General features: G+C 47.3%; 18 protein-coding genes. 13 read left to right on the forward strand and 5 right to left on the reverse strand.

Translation table 11 applies throughout. The annotated features are described in order from the left end of the window. Positions 1–119: 119 nt before the first annotated feature. Together HP568_RS25165 and HP568_RS25170 are read left to right on the forward strand one after the other, a co-directional pair. Positions 120–1898, forward strand: a complete 1779-nt coding sequence (locus HP568_RS25165; RefSeq protein WP_048033389.1) for a 2-oxoacid:acceptor oxidoreductase subunit alpha — start codon at positions 120–122, stop codon at positions 1896–1898. Further along, entirely contained in the window at positions 1870–2736 is an 867-nt protein-coding gene (locus HP568_RS25170; RefSeq protein WP_048033388.1) for a 2-oxoacid:ferredoxin oxidoreductase subunit beta, read from the forward strand. The genes HP568_RS25165 and HP568_RS25170 overlap by 29 nt, the downstream gene beginning before the upstream one ends. A 46-nt stretch (positions 2737–2782) precedes the next feature. Here HP568_RS25170 and HP568_RS25175 read toward each other — a convergent pair whose 3' ends face one another. Further along, positions 2783–3817 (reverse strand): YkvI family membrane protein, encoded by a 1035-nt coding sequence (locus HP568_RS25175; protein ID WP_048033387.1) that lies wholly within the window; start codon positions 3815–3817, stop codon positions 2783–2785. Positions 3818–3870: 53 nt separating this feature from the next. Here HP568_RS25175 and HP568_RS25180 point away from each other — a divergent pair, with 53 nt between their 5' ends. The 3 genes from HP568_RS25180 to HP568_RS25190 all read left to right on the forward strand — a co-directional run bounded on the left by HP568_RS25180 (position 3871) and on the right by HP568_RS25190 (position 6480). Continuing rightward, the gene (locus tag HP568_RS25180) at positions 3871–4620 is read left to right on the forward strand and encodes an MBL fold metallo-hydrolase (RefSeq protein ID WP_173630538.1); all 750 of its coding nucleotides are present in this window, start codon (positions 3871–3873) and stop codon (positions 4618–4620) included. 33 nt (positions 4621–4653) lie between these two features. Continuing rightward, the gene (gene mnmM, locus HP568_RS25185) at positions 4654–5214 is read left to right on the forward strand and encodes a tRNA 5-(aminomethyl)-2-thiouridylate-methyltransferase MnmM (protein ID WP_048033385.1); all 561 of its coding nucleotides are present in this window, start codon (positions 4654–4656) and stop codon (positions 5212–5214) included. 165 nt (positions 5215–5379) lie between these two features. Beyond that, positions 5380–6480: a YheC/YheD family endospore coat-associated protein gene (locus HP568_RS25190; RefSeq protein ID WP_048033384.1), complete on the forward strand. Its 1101-nt coding sequence runs from the start codon at positions 5380–5382 to the stop codon at positions 6478–6480. A gap of 68 nt (positions 6481–6548) precedes the next feature. On the opposite strand, the gene cbpB is transcribed toward HP568_RS25190, so the two are convergent. The 4 genes from cbpB to HP568_RS25210 all read right to left on the reverse strand — a co-directional run bounded on the left by cbpB (position 6549) and on the right by HP568_RS25210 (position 10696). Then, complete coding sequence (gene cbpB / locus HP568_RS25195) at positions 6549–7019, reverse strand: cyclic-di-AMP-binding protein CbpB (RefSeq protein WP_173630539.1); 471 nt, start codon at positions 7017–7019, stop codon at positions 6549–6551. Positions 7020–7245: 226 nt separating this feature from the next. After that, positions 7246–8385, reverse strand: a complete 1140-nt coding sequence (locus tag HP568_RS25200; RefSeq protein ID WP_173630540.1) for an acyltransferase — start codon at positions 8383–8385, stop codon at positions 7246–7248. Between the two features lie 58 nt (positions 8386–8443). Continuing rightward, complete coding sequence (locus HP568_RS25205; protein WP_173630541.1) at positions 8444–9286, reverse strand: lipoate--protein ligase family protein; 843 nt, start codon at positions 9284–9286, stop codon at positions 8444–8446. A 165-nt stretch (positions 9287–9451) separates the two neighbouring features. Then, positions 9452–10696, reverse strand: coding sequence for an S-layer homology domain-containing protein (locus HP568_RS25210; RefSeq protein ID WP_173630542.1), 1245 nt, complete (start codon positions 10694–10696; stop codon positions 9452–9454). A gap of 154 nt (positions 10697–10850) precedes the next feature. On the opposite strand from HP568_RS25210, the gene HP568_RS25215 reads away from it, so the two are divergent. From HP568_RS25215 to HP568_RS25250, 8 genes are all read left to right on the forward strand, one after another. Beyond that, positions 10851–11522 carry an HAD family hydrolase gene (locus tag HP568_RS25215; protein ID WP_173630543.1) on the forward strand — a complete coding sequence of 224 codons (672 nt, stop codon included), beginning with the start codon at positions 10851–10853 and terminating at the stop codon, positions 11520–11522. Between the two features lie 170 nt (positions 11523–11692). Continuing rightward, positions 11693–13204, forward strand: a complete 1512-nt coding sequence (gene miaB / locus HP568_RS25220) for a tRNA (N6-isopentenyl adenosine(37)-C2)-methylthiotransferase MiaB (RefSeq protein ID WP_173630544.1) — start codon at positions 11693–11695, stop codon at positions 13202–13204. A 6-nt stretch (positions 13205–13210) separates the two neighbouring features. After that, on the forward strand, positions 13211–13654 hold the full coding sequence (locus HP568_RS25225) for a YlbF/YmcA family competence regulator (RefSeq protein WP_048033377.1): 444 nt from the start codon (positions 13211–13213) through the stop codon (positions 13652–13654). A gap of 136 nt (positions 13655–13790) precedes the next feature. Next, positions 13791–14351: an outer spore coat protein CotE gene (cotE, locus tag HP568_RS25230; protein WP_048033376.1), complete on the forward strand. Its 561-nt coding sequence runs from the start codon at positions 13791–13793 to the stop codon at positions 14349–14351. A 109-nt stretch (positions 14352–14460) separates the two neighbouring features. Then, positions 14461–15750, forward strand: coding sequence for a putative amidoligase domain-containing protein (locus tag HP568_RS25235; protein ID WP_173630545.1), 1290 nt, complete (start codon positions 14461–14463; stop codon positions 15748–15750). Positions 15751–15838: 88 nt separating this feature from the next. Then, positions 15839–18427: a DNA mismatch repair protein MutS gene (gene mutS, locus HP568_RS25240; RefSeq protein WP_173630546.1), complete on the forward strand. Its 2589-nt coding sequence runs from the start codon at positions 15839–15841 to the stop codon at positions 18425–18427. Between the two features lie 24 nt (positions 18428–18451). Then, positions 18452–20524: a DNA mismatch repair endonuclease MutL gene (mutL, locus tag HP568_RS25245; protein WP_173630547.1), complete on the forward strand. Its 2073-nt coding sequence runs from the start codon at positions 18452–18454 to the stop codon at positions 20522–20524. A gap of 128 nt (positions 20525–20652) precedes the next feature. Further along, positions 20653–21855: an alpha-amylase family protein gene (locus tag HP568_RS25250; RefSeq protein ID WP_173630548.1), complete on the forward strand. Its 1203-nt coding sequence runs from the start codon at positions 20653–20655 to the stop codon at positions 21853–21855. Positions 21856–21897: the final 42 nt, after the last annotated feature.

Genomic DNA, 21897 nt, shown 5'->3' on the forward strand with positions numbered 1-21897 from the left:
ATTTGACATGGACAGGACTACAATTGTTACTGTCTATGCACAGAAATGTCACATCTTATCAGTCTTTTCAAGGTGTGATAGGCAGCTTTTCTCACAGTCACTGAAAGGGTGGAATCTGAATGATTAGTCAACTTTCCTGGAAAGTTGGAGGACAGCAAGGGGAGGGCATCGAGAGTACTGGTGAGATTTTCTCGATGGCGATGAACCGGATGGGATACCATCTGTATAGCTACCGTCACTTCTCTTCCCGTATTAAGGGTGGACACACGAACAATAAAATTCGCGTGAGCACAACGCCAATGCGTGCGATCTCTGACGATCTGGACATTCTCGTAGCGTTTGACCAAGAGACGATCGATTTCAATGCGCATGAGCTGCGTGAAGGCGGTATCATTATCGCGGATGCGAAATTTAATCCAAAATTGCCGGACGGCTTGAAGCCAGTTCGCTTCTTCACTGTACCACTGACTGAAATCGCTGATGAGCTGGGAACTTCCCTGATGAAAAACATGGTGTCGATTGGTGCGTCCAGTGCCATCCTCGGCATTTCAGTGGAAAGCTTCCGTCCCATCGTTGAAGATATGTTCCTCCGCAAGGGCGAAAAAGTGGTTGAAAAGAACATGGATGCCATTCGCCGCGGTTTTGATTTCGTAAATGAATTGACTGGTGGTCAACTCCCTGAGTTCCAAATGGAAAAGGCTGATCCACAAAAACAACTGTTCCTCATCGGTAACGATGCGATCGCTCTGGGTGCTGTAGCAGCAGGCTGCCGTTTCATGCCAGCTTACCCGATCACACCTGCTTCCGAGGTAATGGAATACTTGATTAAAAAGCTGCCTAAATTGGGCGGTACTGTTATCCAAACAGAAGACGAGATTGCTGCTGTAACGATGGCAATCGGTGCTAACTTCGCGGGTGCTCGTTCCTTGACAGCTTCTGCAGGTCCTGGTCTGTCCCTGATGATGGAAGCAATTGGTCTGGCTGGTATCACGGAACAACCAGTTGTAATCGTGAACACACAGCGTGGTGGCCCATCTACCGGTATGCCTACCAAAATCGAGCAATCCGATGTGAATGCTATGATCTATGGTACGCATGGTGATATTCCGAAAGTAGTTATCGCGCCAAGCACAGTAGAAGAGTGCTTCTACGATGCAGTTGAAGCGTTTAACATTGCGGAAGAATACCAACTGCCAGTTATCCTGATGACAGACTTGACGCTGTCCTTGGGTAAACAAACCGTTGTTCCATTTGACTACAGCAAAGTAGAAATCCGTCGCGGAAAACTGCTTGCTGGACAAGAATTGCCAGAAAAAGAGCAAAACGACCTGTTCAAACGTTATGAAGTAACAGAAGACGGCGTTTCTCCTCGTGTGATTCCAGGTCAAAAATACGGTCTGCACCACGTAACTGGTGTTGAGCATGATCAAACTGGTCGTCCATCTGAGAATGCTGCAAACCGTATTCAACAAATGGATAAACGTATGCGCAAAATGGAAGGCGTCCTGAAAAACTTCAAAGGCGCTGTAACAGCAGATGCTCCTCACGCTGACGCGGATGTTCTGGTTGTGGGTATCAACTCCACAATTGGTACGATTCAAGAAGCAAAAGGCCGTCTGGAACAAGAGGGAATGAAAGTAAACCATGCACAAATCCGTTTGCTGCATCCGTTCCCAACTGAAGAAATCAAAGCACTCGTAGACAAAGCGAAGAAAGTTGTTGTTGTTGAGCACAACGCTCAAGCGCAAGTAACAAGCTTGCTCAAACAACACGTTGGAAACGCTGAAAAAATCGAATCCGTGCTTAAATATGACGGTAACCCATTCCTGCCGAAGGAAATCTATGCTGAAGTGAAGGAGCTGGTAAAACATGGCGACTATGAAAGAGTTTCGAAATAACGTTAAGCCAAACTGGTGCCCAGGCTGTGGAGACTTCTCCATCCAAGCGGCTATTCAACGCGCTGCAGCGAACGTAGGTCTGGAACCTGAAAATCTGGCGGTTGTTTCCGGTATCGGTTGCTCTGGTCGTATTTCCGGCTACATCAACTGCTATGGTTTCCACGGTATTCACGGACGTTCCCTGCCAATCGCACAAGGTGTGAAAATGGCGAACCGCGAGCTGACAGTTATCGCAGCTGGTGGTGACGGAGATGGTTTCGCGATCGGTATGGGCCATACTGTACACGCTATCCGTCGTAATATGAACGTTACGTACATCGTAATGGATAACCAAATCTACGGTCTGACAAAAGGTCAAACCTCCCCGCGTTCCGCGACTGGTTTCGTGACCAAGTCTACACCGGCAGGTTCCATCGAGTCCTCCATTTCTCCAGTTGAACTGGCGCTGTCTGTAGGTGCGACTTTCGTTGCTCAATCCTTCTCTAGCGATCTGAAGGGCTTGACTGAACTGATTGAAAAAGGTATCCAACACGAAGGCTTCTCCTTGATCAACGTATTCAGCCCTTGTGTAACCTACAACAAGGTAAATACGTACGACTGGTTCAAAGAGAACATCGTACCAGTAGACACGATCGAAGGATACGATCCACATGACCGTATCAAAGCAATGTCTACCTCTATGCAGCACAAAGGTCTGATTACAGGTCTGATCTACCAAAACACTGAGCAAAAACCTTACGAAGCTCTCGTAAATGGCTTCAAAGAACAAGGTTTGGTGAACCAAGACATTCGCTTGTCTGAAGAAGACTTCGAAAAATTGGTTAAAGAATTTGCTTAAGTTTGATAGAGTGAAAAACCTCTCCTTAACGGGAGAGGTTTTTTTATTACATACGATCGCGCCACTGCCTGTACACTAGCATGACAAGGAAAAAGACGACCAGTTGTCCAAAGAGTGGATACAGGAAGCGGAGAAGCGAGCTAAACCCGATAAAACTGATCAAATAACAAATCAGCAAAATCCCTAGTAAAATAGTCGGACCTCGAAGTGGAGTAACTTGTCTAATCTGTTGGGCTAGGCCAAATACGTTTGCCACAAGAGTCGAGAAAATTTCCGCATACACCAATAGGGAGAACAAAAAGGGAATAGTCGGTCCCAAGCCTTGCAGCACAGCAATCATGGGCATTTCCGCGTGATGGATACCCGGCATTTTTACAGACAGAGAAGCATAGGCGAGCAAGAGAAGAAGGCCTATTCCCAACCCTCCTATGATTCCCCCCAGGATGAGAGGCTTCTCGCTCGTACTCTGTCTGCCCATCGGAATCAAAACCGCTTGTGTAAGTGTGACATTTAAGGCAACATAATAAAAGGGAGAACTAAGCCATGCCCAAGGACGTAACGATTCAACGACGACATTCGTATCTAACCATGGCTTCGTATAAAGAAAGACGAGCACCGTAAAGCCAATGAGCATCGGAACAAATATGCTGTTTACGTGATGGATGGCAAACAGCCCTTTTTTCGTCACGAAAAAAATCAAAATCATGCTAAACCAAATGCCGATTTGAGGAGATAATCGAAAAGACTCCCAAAAAATCGCGCCAGTAGCAGCGAGCATGACGGAGGTAGTACCTAGCAATACGGTTAAAAGCAAGGTATTAAATACAGTGCCAAACGGATGCCCAAATAAATAGGTGCTGACTTCTTGATAGGAATCGGCCTGAATCCGATAGGCAATCAGCATGACGCGGATGCCTGCCCAAATAAACAGCATCGTCGCCAGCATGATGCCTACTAAGCCTTGTGTTCCATATTGAACAAAGAACTCTACAATTTCTTTGCCAGAGGCAAAACCAGCTCCTACGACTGTCCCAATATACGTAAAAGCGATCTGCCATGCGGCTCTCCATGTTCCTTGCATCTCAGACCTCCTGTCCCACCTTATTCCATCCTATGAGAGGGAGTGAACCGAATATGCGCGTTACCGTGTTAGGCTATCAATCTCCTTATCCTGGCCCAGGGGGTGCTACTCCGGGTTACCTGATTGAGACAGACCGTGTCAAAATTCTACTCGACTGCGGCAGCGGTGTACTTGCACAGTTAGGTAAGCATTTGCCCATTTATGAGCTGGATGCCATGCTCTTATCTCACTATCATCATGATCATGTTGCAGATGTAGGAGTGATGCAGTACGGCTTGATGGTTCATCAGCTATTTGGCCAAAGACCTGCTGACAAACCACTTCCGATCTTCGCACCAGCGCTGCCAGTGGCCAATGCTCAGACATTGGTGTATCGAGATGCGACCACATTTACCCCAATCACCGAAGAAACGTCTGTTACCATTGGGGACGTCTCGATCACTTTTTTACGGACGGACCATGGTGATGGAGATCCATGCTACGCCATGCGTTTGAAAGCAAACGGACGTGTCCTCGTATACGGGGCTGACAGTGGACCAGGTACAGCCTGGGAGAGATTTGCCAGTCAGGCGGATTTGTTTATTTGCGAGGGGACCTATCTGAATTACAATTTACCAGCGAAGCCAAATGGGCACTTGTCTGTTCGCCAAGCGGCGGAATTGGCACAATCCCTATCCTGCCGTTCTTTATTAGTTACGCATTTGTTTTACGGCTATGAGGAGTCTCAAGTAATCGCGGAGGCCAATGCCTTTGTCGCAGGCCCAGTTTATGCGGCGCGCATCGGTCTGCAAATCGATTTATAACGTTGTTTGTATATAGAGGGAGGAGAGTTGACTTTGTTTCCAAATGTATTAGAAGTTGCACGCAAATTAATCCGTGAACGGGTACAAGTAGGAGAAACTGTTGTAGACGCCACTATGGGGAATGGAAATGACACCTTATTTCTTGCGCAATTGGTGCAAGAAGAAGGGAAAGTAATCGCCTTCGATATCCAGCCGCAGGCGATCGAGAAAACGCGAGAGAGACTCGAGAGAGAGGGTCTGGCGAACAGGGTAGAAATGAAGCTCGCCAGCCATGAGGAAATTGACAGGCTGGAGATTAGCGCCGCGGCGATTATGTTTAATTTGGGCTACTTGCCGGGTGGAGACAAAGAAATCACAACACAAGCGAGCAGCACCATTCAGGCGATTCAATCAGGGTTGAGGGTACTCAGACCAGGCGGAATCATGACGGTCATGATTTACTGGGGGCATCCGGCGGGTGAGGCGGAAAAAGAGGCAGTGGAAGCGTTTTGCCATGGACTGAGTCAATTAGATTATTTGGTTTTAAAATACCAATATATCAATCAGCAAAACCAAGCTCCGTTTTTACTGGCCATCGAACGCAGGGGACAATAAAAAGAACGAAACGCGATCCTTTCCCGGGCAAGCGCAGTATCCGACATCATTCCTATAGGAAAGCAATTATTTTGTCAGATTGCGAAAAAGGTGTACAAAAATAGGCACGCTCTTGCCCTTTCTGGCACATACCCTATGTAGAGCAATGTGGCAAGGGGGATCTACGTGGACAGAATCGGGATAATGTTGGATTGGGCCCTTATGGAGAAAGGAATTCATGGAATCAAGTCATATGAGCGTCTGCCTTATTATGTCGAAATCGGGAAAGAGCTTGGATTGGAGCCTGTTTTTTTCCATCCGCGGCATGTGAAGCCAGGAGATGAAAGGGTCAAGGGATATTTTTGGAACGGAAACCGACTCGTCTCCCAACTGGTTTCAGTCCCGCGAGTCATCCACAATCGTGTTTTGACAGGGGATGCAAAAGCGCGGAATGTGATTCGAAGATTGAGCCAAAAGAAGACGGTATTCAATGGCTTGGTTGTGCGGGATAAGAGAAAAGTACACCAGATGCTCTGGAAAAACGAACAAATCCGCAGCTATCTGCCGCATACAGTCCCTTATTCCATGGAGCAGTTGCGTCAGTTCTTGGATAAGTATCAGGTGGTGTACGTCAAGCCTTCGATTGGATCAGTCGGAATTGGGGTAGCACGTATTGAACGGCATGGAGCTAATTATCACTTCATTGCATCGAAAAAACGGCAGATTTTATCTCATTCGCAGATACTCTCCACGGTGCGACGTTGGGTTGGTAACAAAAGATTTCTGATCCAGCGAGGAATTCCTTTGGCGCGCTATGGAGGCAAAACGTTTGATATTCGTGTTTCCGTGCAGAAAAACAAAGAGAAACAGTGGACTGTGAGCGGGATGGTTGCCAAGGTCGCTAATAAGAAAAACAAACTGAGCAATCTCTCACGAGGAGGGACAGCAGTACCGTTTTCGGAAGCTTTGGAACCCATCTTTCCTGAGGTGAAACAACAACAAGCGGTCATCGAAAGAGTTGGGATAGCGGCGGTGGAAATTGCGAAGCAGTACGGTCGGCATTTTTCATCATTAGCAGATCTAGGCATGGATATGGGAATTGACGAGCGAGGCAATCCGTATTTAATTGAAGTCAATGTGCGTGATCAGCGCTATTCGTTTTTCAAGGCTGGAGAGCAGGCGATGTTTAAACAAACATACCGTCATCCACTGGAATATGCGCAGACATTACTCGCGGAAAAAAAGAAACGGAAGCATCAGCTTCTGTCGCCAAGCTATATGCTCTAAAGTAGAAACGCAGAAGAATGTGAAAAAGACGGTGGCAATTATTGCCCCGTCTTTTCGTATGCGGTGACCTATGATTCTGCCGGCTGTTGTTGGTCAACCAATGGAAAGGGCAGATTGCGAAAGTGACGATATACCAAAGCCAATATCGATTTTCGAGTCAAGATTCCTTGGAAATAGTGCTCGTCGTCTTCAATGCAGACGAAAGGGTGATTAATGGACACTTCCAATGCTTTCAAAAATTCATCGGTGTCACGCAATCGAGGGACTTTCGTATCCATCACATCATCTACAATATGTTCGGACATATGTTCGGTCTCGAAGCGTTCCAGACCTAGCGTCTTATTCATGATCATATTCGTGCTGATTAACCCATGCAAACGATACTGATGATCCAGTACAGGAACGGCTGAATAGCCAGACTTGATTAGGACTAGCAGGGCGTGCTCAAGCGAATTACCTAACTGCACATGTGCGACCTTTGTGGACGCGATTATGAGATCTTTGATCGGAATATGTAACAAAGGGATCTCTTGATTCATCCAGATCCACCACCTTTTCTTTCTGTCGTCTATAGCAGTAAGCACTGCTCGTGGTCCTCTTCTATGATACCGTATGCGAGGTACAAACGGTAGGGGCATTAGACGAAAAAAAGCCTGGCAGTTACGCCAGGCAAGTAATCGAGGTGTGGAACAATCGTCCCTAGTTCTAGTATGGGAGATCATGTTGTTTTTTACATTAGGAGTTTAGAGGAAACCAGTTTCACCGCTACGCTTTATACGTTTGATTTTTGAGAATCGGTTTTGCTTCCACACGTTTTTTCCGATTGAACCAAAAGGACATCGTCGTCAACTCGTAAAGGAAAATGCACAGTGGCGGTGTAATCACGAACATGCCGAGAACCAATGACGGCGTCGACCATCCTAGACGATGAATGACGTAGCTCTGTAGTAAGAACAAGATCAATGGATGAACCAAATAGATAGCCATATTTTGTTTGGCCAACCGGGCAAACCAAGGACCGAGATTAGGCCGTTTGCCGAGATAACTGGATGCAGGGTAAAAGCTGATGATGACACAGAGTGTGTACACCAAGTAAAGCGGTTCGAAAATATTCATGCTCTCGTAGTAGCTTTTTGATCCGGAAAGATAGCTGTACGCCATCCACACGGCTGCACTTGCCATCACAACGATAGAAGGTATCTGAAGGCGTCTCACCCACGTCCGCCATTTATCCACATTCATCCCGGCATAAGCGCCGAGTGCAAACGTAAATACGTACATGAAAACATAATGCTGTCCGTAAACATAACTGTGGTTGATGAGGGACAAGAATGGGTTTGCAGCCCAATCAATGGCCCATAAAGGCTTGATAAACAAATAGTGGTAGAGAACGTACAGGCCTGCTTGTCCAATAAAGAGGGCGATGATCCAGCGGAAGTTCAGGTACCGTTCCATCCACGGTTTGATCAGGCAAAACAGCAAGCACAGTTGCAAGTAAAGCGGAATGTAATACAGGTGGTAGAATGAGCTACCCGTAAACAGACTATCAAAAAATGGTCCTACCAGTACGGCCGGGTCAAAAGTTTGGTGTTTAAAATAGGTGAAGATGGCTGTCCAAATTACGTAAGGAAAAATAACCGCGCGCCAGCGTTTTTTCCAAAAAGCCCGCCAATCCACTTGTCGGTTCTGATACCAGTAAAACAGCAGCATTCCAGTTGCAAAGATAAACAATGAGCGACCGAATTTTAACAAGATGATTAGAACGGCTTGTAAATCACTATTCCACGGATACGTCTTCTCATTTGAGAGAAAAAAACTGAGGATGTGAATCATCAAGACAGTAAGAGCCCCAAAAACAAAAAGGGCATTCAGATCCTGAAACGTCCCCTTTCGATTGCTATTCATAATTCCTCCAGAATTTTTCCGGCAGCACCTGGAGAATCAAATGCAAATATCATGCCCGTTATTCGGGTAAGTGCCAGTCAGGTGCGGCCAGTTCTTTTGCTGTATAAGAAAATAAGTGTAATCGTTGCGACAAATGATGTCTCGACTTTGTCACTAACTCATTTTGCACATAAAAGGGGGTAGGTGATACAGCCCACTCAGAACGTATTGTCTCTAATAGACGTGCTTTTACATCATCTATAGTGGCCAATTTTCCAGTCAAACTCGCAATGCTGCCAACGGTAGAAGCATCGATGGAAGGAATTGGCTTATGACTTTGCATTTCATCCAAGCCTGCAAGACGGTAAAAGCGTTCCATCCATTCCCCACGTGGCCGATCATCTACGTTAATGCATAACTGCAAAATAGAGCCGTGTCGCGTGCGTCTTTGTGCCATACCTCCAATTTTTTTACCGTGAATGGAAAAATCGTATTCCCCTGCACAGTAGGAACCCGTCACTTCTCCAAATTCCAGCTTCCCGTAATCACGCAGGCCCACATCAAGAAGCTGCGCTACAAACGAGAAGAAGGAGTCAATGGAGATCGAAGTGTCAGGCAATAAACAAGCCATATTGAGTACGCCAGCATCAAGCGGAACACAGGCGCCACCAGACGAGCGAAGAACACAACCAAAGCCATCTTGACCGAATTCACGCAAGGCTTGCTGGAGATGAGGAAGCTTGGCGTCTCTGCGGCCGAGATAGAGCGCCTGATCGTACACCCAGAGATGAATCACAGGGGTTGCAGATTCAGATTGCATACTAGCTGCCAACGCTTCATCACGGATTAAAGGCTCAAGTGGACTATCCTGGTAGGTACCGGAGTCCATCCAGCGAAATGGTTGATTTACAGAAAATGACATAGGAAGGCTCCTTCACAGGACAAGAATAGCTACCATTATACATCTGAAATGCGTTTATTTCTACGATTTCGCTATCTTTTTTCCATTTGGTAGAACATGCATGTCAAGATGAGTGAAAAAAATACCCGACAGGCCAAAATAGCTTGTCGGGTCAAAATATGGTCCTTATTTGGTTTCCTTAAAGGAGAAATTGTCCAGATAGGTCGTTTTGCGAGGCGCGTTTTCAGTTGCCTCTTCTTGCAAGTACAGACCGAGCTTTGTGCCTTCTTGTTTCACATACTGTTGACCGAACAAGTATTGATCGTTCAAGTAAATGGAAACAGTGTTCTCGTTAACTGTCACTTTTAAGCGGTTGCTTGATTTCAGCTTGTAGGAGCTAGAAGTAATGATGTCAATATCGTCTTCTTCGACATCATTCACTTTGCCTAAAACAACGCGATCTTTTTGGACGAATACAACATTGGCTTTTCCGTCTTTACCGTTGAAGTAAAGACCTCCTAAACCTTCACTGCCTACGACATTGACATCGACGGTCAATTCGTATTTTTTAACTTTGTCAGACTCATTCCAATTCAGTGGCAGGAAGTAGTGATCCAAATCATCATCATCGGATTCGGCTGTCACCTGTTTGCTAGTGACCTCCCAGTTTCCTGTCGCTTTGTCTGTATCCCAGTTTTTCAATTTGGAATCAGAGAAGGAATCGCTGATACTGATTCGCTCTGGTTCTGGCTGAGGCTGCGGTTGACCAGGGTTAGGGAATACAATTTTGCTCTCATCATCGTCACGATCCAAAATAGCACGATAGAGCAGAGAAGCAGCTTCCGCACGAGTGATCGGATCTTGTGGACGGAAATTGCCATTGTATCCTTTCATCAGATCCGTTTGAATCGCAATTGCAATATACGGACGCAGAGCTGACGAAATATCATCGTAATCACGGAACTTTTTCAATTGATTCAAGTCGGCTTTGTACTTTTGATCGTAGCCCAACAGGCGTACCAATGCGACAGCAATGTCTTCACGTACTGCTGCTCGATCTGGTTTATACGTGTAGGTGGAGCCGGATTTGTAACCTGTCAAGTAAGGCTTGGCGTATTCCACATACAGAAATGCCCAGTGATGACGCGGTACATCCTTAAAGGTTTGGTCGACGTAGCGTTTGTTTATATCTACATCTGCTGCTGCGATCATAATTTTGGCAAATTCGGCGCGGGTCACTTCATTGTTCGGTCGAAACGTCCCATTGTCGTACCCTTTGATGATCCCTTTGGCCGCCATCTCCGTAATTTCCTTGTATGCCCAATGGCTACGTGGAACGTCTGAGAACGAAGGAGTGGAAGCGGCACCGACGACCGGGATAACCGTTAAGAACATCAACACCGACAAAAATACGGCTAGTGCTCTTTTCATGTTAACCTCCTCAAAATGGCAATTTAGTTTTTGTTGACTGCTATTCAGACGGCGAGTGGGCTTGTATTGTTGCAGGAGAAAAAAATATTATGGTGAAAATAGGAAAAAAGACGGAGTTCCGAAAAAATTGGCAGGTAAGGAGGAGCATATACCAATGGTAACGGCATGCTTGTTTGATTTGGATGGAACGCTTTTGGATCGGGAACGGTCGTTGGATACATTTTTGGCACGACAGTACGAACGTACACGGCCGCTCCAGAAAAAAATGTCTCTGGAAGCGTTTAAGTTCCGTTTTCATGAGCTGGACCAGCGTGGGTATGTGTGGAAAGATGTTGTCTATCAGACCATCTTGGAAGAGTCAAAGATTGAAGAGGTTACTTCTTTATTTTTATTAGAAGAATACGTACATCTATTTTGGCAGGACTGTCTGTCTTTTAGAGGCGTGGTTGAAACACTTCAGATCTTAAATCAATTGGGAATGAAGCTAGGGATCATTACGAATGGACGAAGTGAGTTTCAAATGAAAAACTTGAATGCGATTGGAATTGAACCATTTTTTCATGCCATTTTGATTTCGGAGCGGGAAGGGGTGTCCAAGCCAGAGTCAATCATATTTGAAAGAGCGTTGGACCGACTTGGAGTGAAAGCGAGTGAAGCGGTATATGTGGGGGATCACCCGGTTAACGATGTACAAGGGGCGCGTGCGGCAGGGATGAAGTCAGTTTGGAAGAGGGACATGTTTTGGGGGGATAACGTGGAGGCAGACGCTATCATCGATGAGATCCCCGAATTGATTACCATTCTAGGAGAGTGGAGAGAAAAATAGAGGCCACATCTCCTTGCCGGGAAACCCACAGATGATCGGAACGGCCTCTCCGCCGTTTCGTACATATTTTGCCTCATAATGGTTATTATGCATTAGCTTTTATATCACCCAAAATGATATAATTCTTTATTGGTTACTTATGTAGATGATTTTAGCTGAGGTGATAAATGATGAAGGAAACGAAAGAGGCGACTGTGGACTTAAAATCCGTTAAGTCTCCAAAGAAAACGGAAGACTATGCGAAATACTTCCAGGCCCCCTCTCTGAAAGATGCGAAAAAGCGCGGTAAGGAAGAGATTTTAGTCCATTACGATTTTAATATCCCGGAAGACATGCAGAACATCGGAAAAGGAAAGCGTTATCACGTTCGTACGTATGGCTGCCAAATGAACGAGCATGATTCGGAGACGATTTCTGGTATTTTGCAGGCCATGGGCTATACCTCCTCTGACTCTGTCGAAGATGCGGATGTCATCCTATTTAACACCTGTGCGATCCGCGAAAATGCAGAGGATAAAGTATTTGGAGAGCTTGGCCACATGAAGCGGCTCAAGAATAACAATCCGAATCTGATCCTCGGGGTTTGCGGCTGTATGTCCCAAGAAGAGAAAGTCGTCAAGAAAATCCTGAAAAGCTACCAGCAGGTTGACTTGATTTTTGGAACGCACAATATTCACCGTCTGCCAGAACTGTTGCGCGATGCGATGTTCAGCAAAGAAATGGTGATTGAGGTTTGGTCCAAGGAAGGCGATATCGTCGAAAATATGCCGAAGCTCCGCGAAGGAAACACCAAGGGCTGGGTTAACATTATGTACGGTTGTGACAAGTTCTGTACGTACTGTATCGTGCCGTATACCCGCGGAAAAGAGCGCAGTCGACGCCCGGAAGATGTTATCGCGGAAGTGCGTGATCTTGCTCGCCAAGGCTTTAAGGAAATCATGCTTCTTGGACAAAACGTCAATGCGTATGGGAAAGATTTTGAGGATATCGAGTATGGTTTTGGAGATCTAATGGACGAGATTCGCAAGATTGATATCCCGCGTGTGCGCTTCACGACAAGTCATCCGAGAGATTTTGACGACCACTTGATCGAGGTGCTGGCAAAGGGAGGCAACCTGGTGGAGCAAATCCATTTGCCTGTCCAATCCGGTTCGACAGAAGTACTCAAGCGGATGGCACGCAAATATTCGCGTGAGCATTATCTGGAGCTGGTTCGCAAAATCAAGGACGCGATCCCGAATGTCTCGCTTTCTACCGATATTATTGTTGGCTTCCCAGGCGAAACTGACGAGCAGTTCGAAGATACCATTTCGATGGTGGAAGAGGTTAAGTACGATTTTGCGTACACCTTCATTTACTCCCCACGTGAAGGTACACCGGCTGCTGTCATGGAAGACAACGTTCCGATGCAAGTGAAAAAAGCGCGCTTGTATCGACTCAATGAAGTGTTGGCTCGCATCGGACTGGAACAAAATAAAAAACTGCAGGATCAGGTTGTCGAGGTACTTGTGGAAGGCGAATCGAGGACAAACGCGGAAGTGCTCGCGGGACGTACGCGTACGAACAAGCTGGTCCATTTCACCGGCGACAAATCTTTGATCGGACAATATGTGCATATAAAAATTACAGATGCGAAAACGTGGACACTCCACGGAGAACTCGTATCCAAAGTTGAGGTGTAGGTCATTATGGAACAAACAAACGTGTATACCCAGAAAGACATTCTTGAGAAAGCTCGCGAACTCGCAGCTATGATCGCGCGTACAAATGAAGTTGATTTCTTCAAACGTGCCGAACTGCAAATCAAGCACAATGAACGTGTGCAAGATTTAATTGATACATTAAAACAGAAGCAAAAGCAAATGGTGATGTTTGAATCCATCAACAAGCCGGAACTGGTGAAAAAAGTGGAAGACGAGTACAACCAATTGCATGAGGAGCTGGATTCCATTCCAATTGTTACGGAATTCAAGCAATCGCAGGTCGATGTGAACGATCTTTTGCAAATGGTCACGAACGTGATCACGAACACCGTTTCGGAGCGTATTATTTTGGATACAGGCGGAAACCCATTGACAGGAGAGACGGGTGGCGGGCCTGAAAAGAAAAAATCCGGCGGTTGCTGCTCCTAATTCTCGATAAAAAGCCTTCCCGGCGCTGTTTTGATGAATACCCAACAACTTTCCCAAATATAAGGTGGTTGTTTGCACGCTAGTCGAATGCCCTGCATACAAATGTACAGAAACGTTGTATGGAGGAGGTAACGAAATGTCGGGTATAGACAAAGATCTACAGTGCCGGGAACTTATCGCGAAAGCAGTCTGCGGCAAAGGCCATAAATTTTCTATTACCACCCACACCATCATACCGTCGCAAACTCCTTCGACGATCCTCGGATGCTGGATTATAAACACGAACTTCCAAGCAGAGAAAGTCGGAGATGCCGTTGAAGTATCTGGTACGTATGACGTCAACCTGTGGTTTTCGTTTGCTAATAACACGCAAACCGAAGTCAAGCGGGAAACTGTTCAGTTCTCCGTACTCGTACCGCTTACGTTCTTCGACAAGAACTGCAGAGGCGATCTGGAAATCGTAGCACGCGCCGTGGAGCAACCGAAGTGCATAAAAGCGGAGTTAAGTGGTGGTGGCACAATCACAGTCAGAGTTGAAAGCGAATATGCAGTAGAGGTCATTGGGGAAACAAAGGTGTGCGTTGTTGTCTGCAATAGTTGTGATGAAAAAGAGTTTCATCTGGTTGACGACTTTGAAGATAACAGTGACGAGTTTGAAGACTTTGATTCCGCTACGCTACTCGACGAGCTCGACTAAAGAGGAGAAATTATCTCCTCTTTTTTCTTTTTTTCGGGTGCTCACCATTCACACTTTTTCTAGGCGCAGTCATAAGATAACGAGAGAATAGCGGGGGAGTGTGGAAGGCATGATTCTACGCACGAAGGCGAGTCAGCGAGCTAACAAGCAGGAAATGCCAGTAACACAACCAATGACGGCCAACGCGAAAGAAGTCGTTGCTTATTTGCATCGTCCAGAAATCGGGCGCTGGTTGCTCCGGCAGGGGAGAATACCTGTAACGACAGGAAAAGCAGCGCGACCGGGCTGGCGGACATATAGGATCTGCCTTTACCAAGACTATGTACTGGATATCGCCAGGAGCGAAGAGCAATCACAGTGGTTGCTGCACCGGATGGAGGAACCCGAATGGCATTCCGTCTCCTTGCCTTCCACCGAAACAGAGGTTCAGGTGGTACAAGGGCTGGCTGCTCGCAGTTTGTATGCCGCTGGAGCCGATGCGGGTCAAGTGACGATTATGGCGGCTTCTCCCCATCGACTTAAGGTCGTCGAGGTGGAACCAAATTGGCCAGCCAAGCATGCTGACGAATATATGCAGCGGGCTCGAGATTGGTGGGAAGGCCGGATGCGCAAACAGCCGCAAAAGCTGCAAAGCATGGGGGCTGATCCTGAGTTTGCTTTACGCAAGCCCACAGGAGAGATGGCACTTGCTTCTGACTTCCTGAGTATTACTGGCACGGTTGGGTGTGATACGACACGTTATCGAGAAGAATTAGGTCTCCATCAGCACCCGGTTGCAGAGTTGAGACCTGCGCCATCGGAGGACCCTGATCAATTATTTATGCATATCTACGATAATCTGGAACTCGCATCCAAAAAAATAGGAAACACGTCTATCGAATGGCTCGCTGGCGGAATGCCGTTTCAAGGTTATCCAATTGGCGGGCATATTCATTTTGGCGGGCTTACCGCTACTTTTTCTCTTCGGCGAAAGTTGGATGCGTACTTGGCTCTTCCCCTTGTTCTGATTGAGGATGCAGGCTGTATGAGCCGCAGAGAGCGATATGGATTTTTGGGGGATGTAAGGGAGAAGGAATATGGTTTCGAGTATCGTACACTCCCCAGTTGGCTCGTTGATCCCCTTGTCACTCGAGGTATTCTTCATTTGGCCCATTTGGTTGCAACCAATCACGAAAAGCTACAAGCGATGCCTCATCTAAAGCTCCCGCTCATCAAAGCCTACTACCTGGGCGAAAAAGAAAAGCTCCTGCCGTACGTTACCCAAGTCTGGCAAGAATTAAAGGAGCTACCAGGCTATACGCTGTCACGAATTCATTTGGATCGATACTTTTCTTTTTTAATCGAAAGCCAATCGTGGAGAACGGATGAAGACCTTCGCAAGACATGGAAGCTACCATAAACAGATCTACCATCGGATGAAGGGTCAACATTACCGTACAATCATGATATAATAGCGACGAGAATTAGTAGGCTAGGAGAAGAAAATCATGGCTCAATATACCCCGATGATTCAACAGTATCTGGCTATCAAAAAAGATTATCCGGATACTTTCTTATTTTTTCGCTTAGGCGATTTTTATGAACTGTTTTTTGATGACGCCATTCTTGCGTCCCGTGAGCTGGAAATTACACTGACGGGACGTGATGGTGGTGGTTCTGAGCGCATACCAATGTGTGGTGTTCCACATCATGCGGCAGATGGCTATATTGCAGAGCTACTGAAAAAAGGACATAAAGTAGCTGTTTGCGAGCAAGTCGAAGATCCAAAAGAAGCCAAAGGGGTCGTCCGCCGGGAAGTTACACGCGTCATTACTCCGGGAACGATGATGGAAGGCAAATGGCTGACGGATAAGGAAAACAATTACATGGCTGCGTTAGCCCAAGTAGAAGGGCGAACGGGTGTTGCTGCGTGTGATATGAGTACAGGTGAGATGTACGTTACCTCTTTGGTGGGACAAGCAGAGGCTGTTCTGGATGAAGCCTTGCAATATCGCCCCAAGGAGCTCGTCTTTTTTGGCCTCGCTGTTTTGCCGAAGACAGCACTGCCATCTACTGTCGTGGATGCACACCAACTGGACGCGTTTGCAGTGGATAGTCAATATGCGGAGCAGGCAAAAGGGCTGGATATGTCTATGCGAGCGGCGGTTAATGCTCTCTTGTTCTACATAGGGACGACGCAAAAACGCAGTCTTGCCCATATGCGCCTGTTAAAGCAGTACGATGCAAAGCAGTATCTGCAAATGGACGGCTTTTCCAGACGCAATTTGGAATTGACAGAGACCATTCGCGATAAGACGAAAAAGGGCTCTCTGTTGTGGCTGTTGGATCGGACTCAAACGGCAATGGGTGGTCGTCTCTTACGCAGATGGATTGAGCGTCCGTTGCTCAGTCGCGATCAGTTGGAGGCACGTCTGAGCGCTGTGGAAGCCTTGAAGGGTGACATGCTGCTTCGCTCCGATTTGCGGACTTGCTTGGATCGTGTCTATGATTTGGAGCGTCTGGCGGGCCGTATTTCCTATGGGAATGCGAACGCACGAGATCTCATTCAACTGCGCATGTCTTTGGAAGCTGTTCCAGAGCTGAAGCAGTATATGATCCAAACGAATACGCCGGTATTGATGGAACTGGCGCAAGGGATGGATGAGTGTACAGACATCGTCAACTATTTGGCTCATGCACTCGTAGATGATCCGCCGATATCGGTTCGTGAAGGCGGTATGCTTCGTACGGGATACGATGAGTACTTGGACAAGCTCCATACGGCAAGTCGTGAAGGGAAGACGTGGATTGCCCAACTGGAGCAGGGAGAACGGGAAGCGACAGGGATTCGTTCACTCAAAGTAGGCTTCAATAAGGTGTTTGGCTACTACATCGAAATATCGAAGTCCAATATCGTCAACGTTCCGGCGGGACGGTATGAGCGCAAGCAGACTTTGGCGAATGCAGAGCGGTACATTACACCAGAGTTGAAGGAACGCGAAGCGCTCATTCTTGAAGCGGAAGAAAAGATGATTGAGTTGGAATACCAACTGTTCGTGGCGGTAAGAAGCGAGGTCGCGAAGCATATACCAAGACTGCAGAATCTCGCTGAGCGCATTGCATCTGTGGACGTTCTCCAGGCATTTGCTACGGTGAGTGACGAGCGCGGTTTTATACGCCCAGAGCTTGTGGAAAACGGTGAATACGTCATTACAGAAGGGCGTCATCCAGTAGTAGAAGCCGTTCTGGAGCGCGAAAAATACGTGGCAAATGACGTGGAGATGGATCAGACGAATCGTCAAGTTTTGCTCATTACGGGTCCAAATATGGCGGGTAAAAGTACGTACATGAGACAGATCGCCTTGATCACGGTGATGGCACAGATCGGTTGCTTCGTTCCGGCTAAACAGGCCAAGCTGGCGATAGTCGATCAGATTTTTACTCGGATTGGGGCAGCCGACGATTTGGTTGGCGGGCACAGTACGTTTATGGTGGAAATGCTGGAGACCAGACAAGCCCTGCAAAAAGCGACAGCGAAGAGCTTGATCCTGCTCGATGAAATTGGCCGCGGGACTTCAACGTACGATGGAATGGCGCTTGCACAAGCAGTGATTGAGTACATTTGCCAAAAAATCGGTGCCAAAACGCTCTTCTCCACACATTACCACGAGTTGACCGGGTTAGCAGAGACGTTGAGTGGTGTCGTGAATGTCAATGCTCGATGCGAAGAACGGGAAGGAAAGCTCTTGTTCCTTCACAAAATTGAAGAAGGACGAGCAGATAAAAGTTATGGAATCCATGTGGCAGAGCTGGCTGAAATGCCGACTTGGGTCATTGAGCGGGCGCGCAGTATCTTAACCGGACTTGAAGCGAATGGGAGTGCAGGGAATGGAAATGCAGCGAGTGACGTGCAAATGTCGCTCGAATCGCTATGGACGGCACCAGTTGCTGCGGTGCGTGAAGAACCGATGCAGTTCCATTCGGCCGAGGAAGAAGCAATTATGGATGAACTGCGCGAGCTGGATTTGAATTCAACGACGCCAATGGACGCCATGATGAAGCTATATGCATGGAAACAGCAATTGAAAAAGCGATAGGGTTCGTCCGGAGGGGAGGCACTCATGGGAACCATTCAAGTTTTAGATGAGCATCTCGCTAATATGATTGCTGCAGGGGAAGTAGTGGAAAGACCGGCTTCGGTTGTCAAAGAGCTGGTCGAAAATGCAATTGATGCTAGTGCAACGACAATCGAGATCCATGTAGAGGAAGGCGGTCTGGAGATGATTCGGATCGTTGACAATGGGAGAGGGATGGATCGGGAAGATTGTCAACTGGCTTTTGAGCGCCATGCCACCAGTAAAATCAGCAACGCTCGTGATTTGTTCCGCATTCGTACACTGGGCTTTCGTGGCGAGGCTCTGCCGAGTATTGCGGCAGTCTCGCGCATGGAGCTTACGAGCAGTACGTCCAGTAGTGAGGTAGGTACTCATCTCTTGATTGAAGGTGGGCAACTCGGAACGATATCCGATAAAGCCGCTGTAAAAGGGACGGAAGTATGTGTACGCAGCTTGTTTTTCAACACACCTGCTCGCTTGAAATACATGAAGTCGATCGCTACGGAAGTCGGACACATTTCCGATTATGTGAATCGGCTTGCACTCACGCATCCGTCGATCTCCTTCCTGCTGACTCATAACGGCAAGACACTTTTGCAAACGTCTGGCGACGGAAAGCTGCTGCACGTCATGGCAGCTATCTACGGCGTGCAAGTAGCGAAGCTGTTGCTACCCATTGCAGGGGAGACCCTCGACTATAAGTGGTCTGGTTTTCTTTCGAAGACGGAAGTAACGAGGGCGAATCGCTCTTACCTTTCGACGCTGGTAAACGGTCGGTATGTGCGCAGCTATTCAATCAACAATGCGATTATGCGCGGTTATCATACATTGTTGCCCATCGGCCGTTATCCGATTGTGGCTTTGCAGATCGAGATGGATCCGTCACTGGTCGATGTGAACGTACATCCTGCCAAACTAGAGGCGAGATTCAGTAAAGAAGATGAATTGTGCAGCGCAATAGAACAATCGGTAAAAGAGACATTGCGACAAGGCTTAGGAATTGTCAGACCCATGGCTACGCAACCAAAAACTAAGGTCGTCACCCAGGTCGTTCAACCACAGTTTGACCTGCAAATCAGCAAGCCTGAAACACCGCAATCGTCATTATTAGCAGCGAGTCCCCGACTGCAGGAATGGATGGCCAAGCAGGAAACGACAAGTAAGCAAGTGGAAATAGTGCCGCATATCGCACCATCCATTGAGAATGGCACGGTGAAGGAGACTACAGCCAACTATGAAAAGCTGGAGTCCGCAAAAGTAGAGGCTATCCCGCATGAAATCGCGCAGGCGACTCTGCTGGATCAAATGCCCACGAAGGAAGCTTTCCAACCTTACGAGACTAAGCTTCCGTCACAATTGGACATTGTCCAGACACCATCTTCAGTGCATCTAATCAATGAAATCAGTAGCGAGGACAATTCAGCCGCAGCAGGTACTGATCAATCACCGCCACTCCCGGAAGCAACCAATGAAAATGAGACGGATTCGCCTGTTCCCGTTATGTACCCAGTTGGTCAAGTACATGGCACCTACATCGTCGCGCAAAATGACGAGGGCATGTATTTAATCGATCAACATGCCGCGCAGGAGCGGATATTTTACGAGTATTTTATGGGCAAGCTTGCAGAAGAGGACATCTCCAGCCAGATCATGTTGTTTCCACATACGGTGGAGTATACGGCTGCAGAGGCAAGCAAACTGGAAAAGCGACTGTCGCTTTTGCAATCGTTTGGTTTGGAGATCGAGGCGTTCGGTGGACGGACCTTTATCGTTCGCGCTCATCCGCATTGGTTCCCAGAAGGGGCGGAGCTGGAGGTCATTGAGGAGCTCATTCAGTTTGTACTGGAAACGGGCGAAAACGCCCAAGCCAATGTCGTGCTGATGCGCGAAAAAGCTGCCATCATGATGTCTTGTAAAGCATCGATTAAAGCGAATCGCTTCCTGACACATGCAGAAATGGAAAGCTTGCTGAACCAGTTGCGCAAGACGAGCAGTCCGTATACGTGCCCACACGGCAGGCCGATTGTGATTCATTTTACTGGTTATGACTTAGAAAAAATGTTTAAGCGTGTGATGTAACTGACACCCCCTGGGACAACTCCTTAGGGGGTGTTTCTTTGGGTGATCTATTCAGAAAATTTGAAAATCAGGATTGATTTTAGACAAACACTGACTTATGATTACTTGCAAAAACGAGGTGAATCGAAATGAGTTCATCACGACAAACCGGGATGTTTATTTATCCGTGGGATATAGCCGAGAGTGGTATCGAAGCGGTGATGCAAACATTGCAACAAGCCAGATGCAATACAGCAGTGGTCAATAGCAGCTACCATCAGGGGAGATTTTTTCACCCACGAAGCAAAACGTTTCGCAGGCTGCCGTTTTCAGGAGTATCGTTTACGCCTGAATGGTCGAAGTACAACCGTTTGCGCCCGACTGTACACGAACAAATCGCGCAAGCAGGCATTCTTGCCAAAATGAAAGAAGCTTGTGAGCAGGCAGGGATGGGGTTTCATACATGGTGGGTTGGCCTTCACAATTCTACGCTTGGTTTGGCTCACCCAGATCTTTGTGTGCAAAACATTTGGGGCGATACATACACATACGCATTATGTCCTTCGCAGCCTGAGGTTCAGCATTACGCCAAGGCGCTTTTTACAGATACGCTAGAGCACCTCAAGCCAGAACGGATACTGATCGAAGCGACAGCCTTTTTGCCGATGAAGCATGGCGAACATCATGAAGTATGCCTCCTGCCGTTAGGAGAATCTCTACAATGGTTACTCTCGCTCTGTTTTTGCGGAGCTTGTGCAGAGCGCGCCGAATCGAAGAGAATCGATGTCGAAGCAGTCAGACAGCTAGTATCAAGGCTAGTCAGTCAAATGGTGGAAGCCGATTCCATCTCGCAAGTAACCGCTGAAGTGAGAGAAGTTGCCTTTTTGCTACTGGAATACCCGGAATTGTATCAATATCAGCAAGCCCGTCTGGAAGTGGTAGATGAGCTATGGAGGAGCCTGAAGGAAATCGCGCAGAGTAAGGGGACAGCGTGGGATGGCTTTCCGTCCTCGACACCGTTTTACGTGAATCAGTCCTATTGGGAAGGGGTTTCGTTGCGAAAAGCTGCGGCTACTCTCGATCGTATCGTCCCTCTCGCCTATGGAGACAGTGTCAATGAGGTGGCGTATACGTTTCATGCGATCAAGCTTGTAGCCCCAGAAGCTAAGTTGGGGGCGGCTTTTTCCCTGCATCATACCCAAATCCAGTCAGCATTTGATTTGGCAGCGAGGGTGAAAATTGCGGTGGATGCAGGTGCGCAATCGATTATTTATTACAATCTCGGTCTGTTAAATAACCGCAGGCTGGACAAGATCAAACAGGCGAACCTTGCAGTCGAGGAGTGGAGATAGCTTTTTTCATACGCATAGCTATGCCCATTTGTAGGAAGACCC

Origin of the sequence: Brevibacillus sp. MS2.2, from assembly GCF_013284345.1 — a bacterium.
GTDB classification, from domain to species: domain Bacteria; phylum Bacillota; class Bacilli; order Brevibacillales; family Brevibacillaceae; genus Brevibacillus; species Brevibacillus brevis_C.

What these genes read in the sequence shown, in the direction of transcription:
- cotE (WP_048033376.1), top strand. Translation starts at nt 13,791, where the DNA reads ATGTCGGGTATAGACAAAGATCTACAGTGCCGGGAACTTATCGCGAAA.
- HP568_RS25215 (WP_173630543.1), top strand. Translation starts at nt 10,851, where the DNA reads ATGGTAACGGCATGCTTGTTTGATTTGGATGGAACGCTTTTGGATCGG.
- mutL (WP_173630547.1), top strand. Translation starts at nt 18,452, where the DNA reads ATGGGAACCATTCAAGTTTTAGATGAGCATCTCGCTAATATGATTGCT.
- HP568_RS25200 (WP_173630540.1), bottom strand. Translation starts at nt 8,385, where the DNA reads ATGAATAGCAATCGAAAGGGGACGTTTCAGGATCTGAATGCCCTTTTT.
- HP568_RS25180 (WP_173630538.1), top strand. Translation starts at nt 3,871, where the DNA reads ATGCGCGTTACCGTGTTAGGCTATCAATCTCCTTATCCTGGCCCAGGG.
- HP568_RS25175 (WP_048033387.1), bottom strand. Translation starts at nt 3,817, where the DNA reads ATGCAAGGAACATGGAGAGCCGCATGGCAGATCGCTTTTACGTATATT.
- HP568_RS25235 (WP_173630545.1), top strand. Translation starts at nt 14,461, where the DNA reads ATGATTCTACGCACGAAGGCGAGTCAGCGAGCTAACAAGCAGGAAATG.
- HP568_RS25165 (WP_048033389.1), top strand. Translation starts at nt 120, where the DNA reads ATGATTAGTCAACTTTCCTGGAAAGTTGGAGGACAGCAAGGGGAGGGC.
- HP568_RS25170 (WP_048033388.1), top strand. Translation starts at nt 1,870, where the DNA reads ATGGCGACTATGAAAGAGTTTCGAAATAACGTTAAGCCAAACTGGTGC.
- HP568_RS25225 (WP_048033377.1), top strand. Translation starts at nt 13,211, where the DNA reads ATGGAACAAACAAACGTGTATACCCAGAAAGACATTCTTGAGAAAGCT.
- miaB (WP_173630544.1), top strand. Translation starts at nt 11,693, where the DNA reads ATGAAGGAAACGAAAGAGGCGACTGTGGACTTAAAATCCGTTAAGTCT.
- HP568_RS25205 (WP_173630541.1), bottom strand. Translation starts at nt 9,286, where the DNA reads ATGTCATTTTCTGTAAATCAACCATTTCGCTGGATGGACTCCGGTACC.
- cbpB (WP_173630539.1), bottom strand. Translation starts at nt 7,019, where the DNA reads ATGAATCAAGAGATCCCTTTGTTACATATTCCGATCAAAGATCTCATA.
- mutS (WP_173630546.1), top strand. Translation starts at nt 15,839, where the DNA reads ATGGCTCAATATACCCCGATGATTCAACAGTATCTGGCTATCAAAAAA.
- HP568_RS25210 (WP_173630542.1), bottom strand. Translation starts at nt 10,696, where the DNA reads ATGAAAAGAGCACTAGCCGTATTTTTGTCGGTGTTGATGTTCTTAACG.
- HP568_RS25250 (WP_173630548.1), top strand. Translation starts at nt 20,653, where the DNA reads ATGAGTTCATCACGACAAACCGGGATGTTTATTTATCCGTGGGATATA.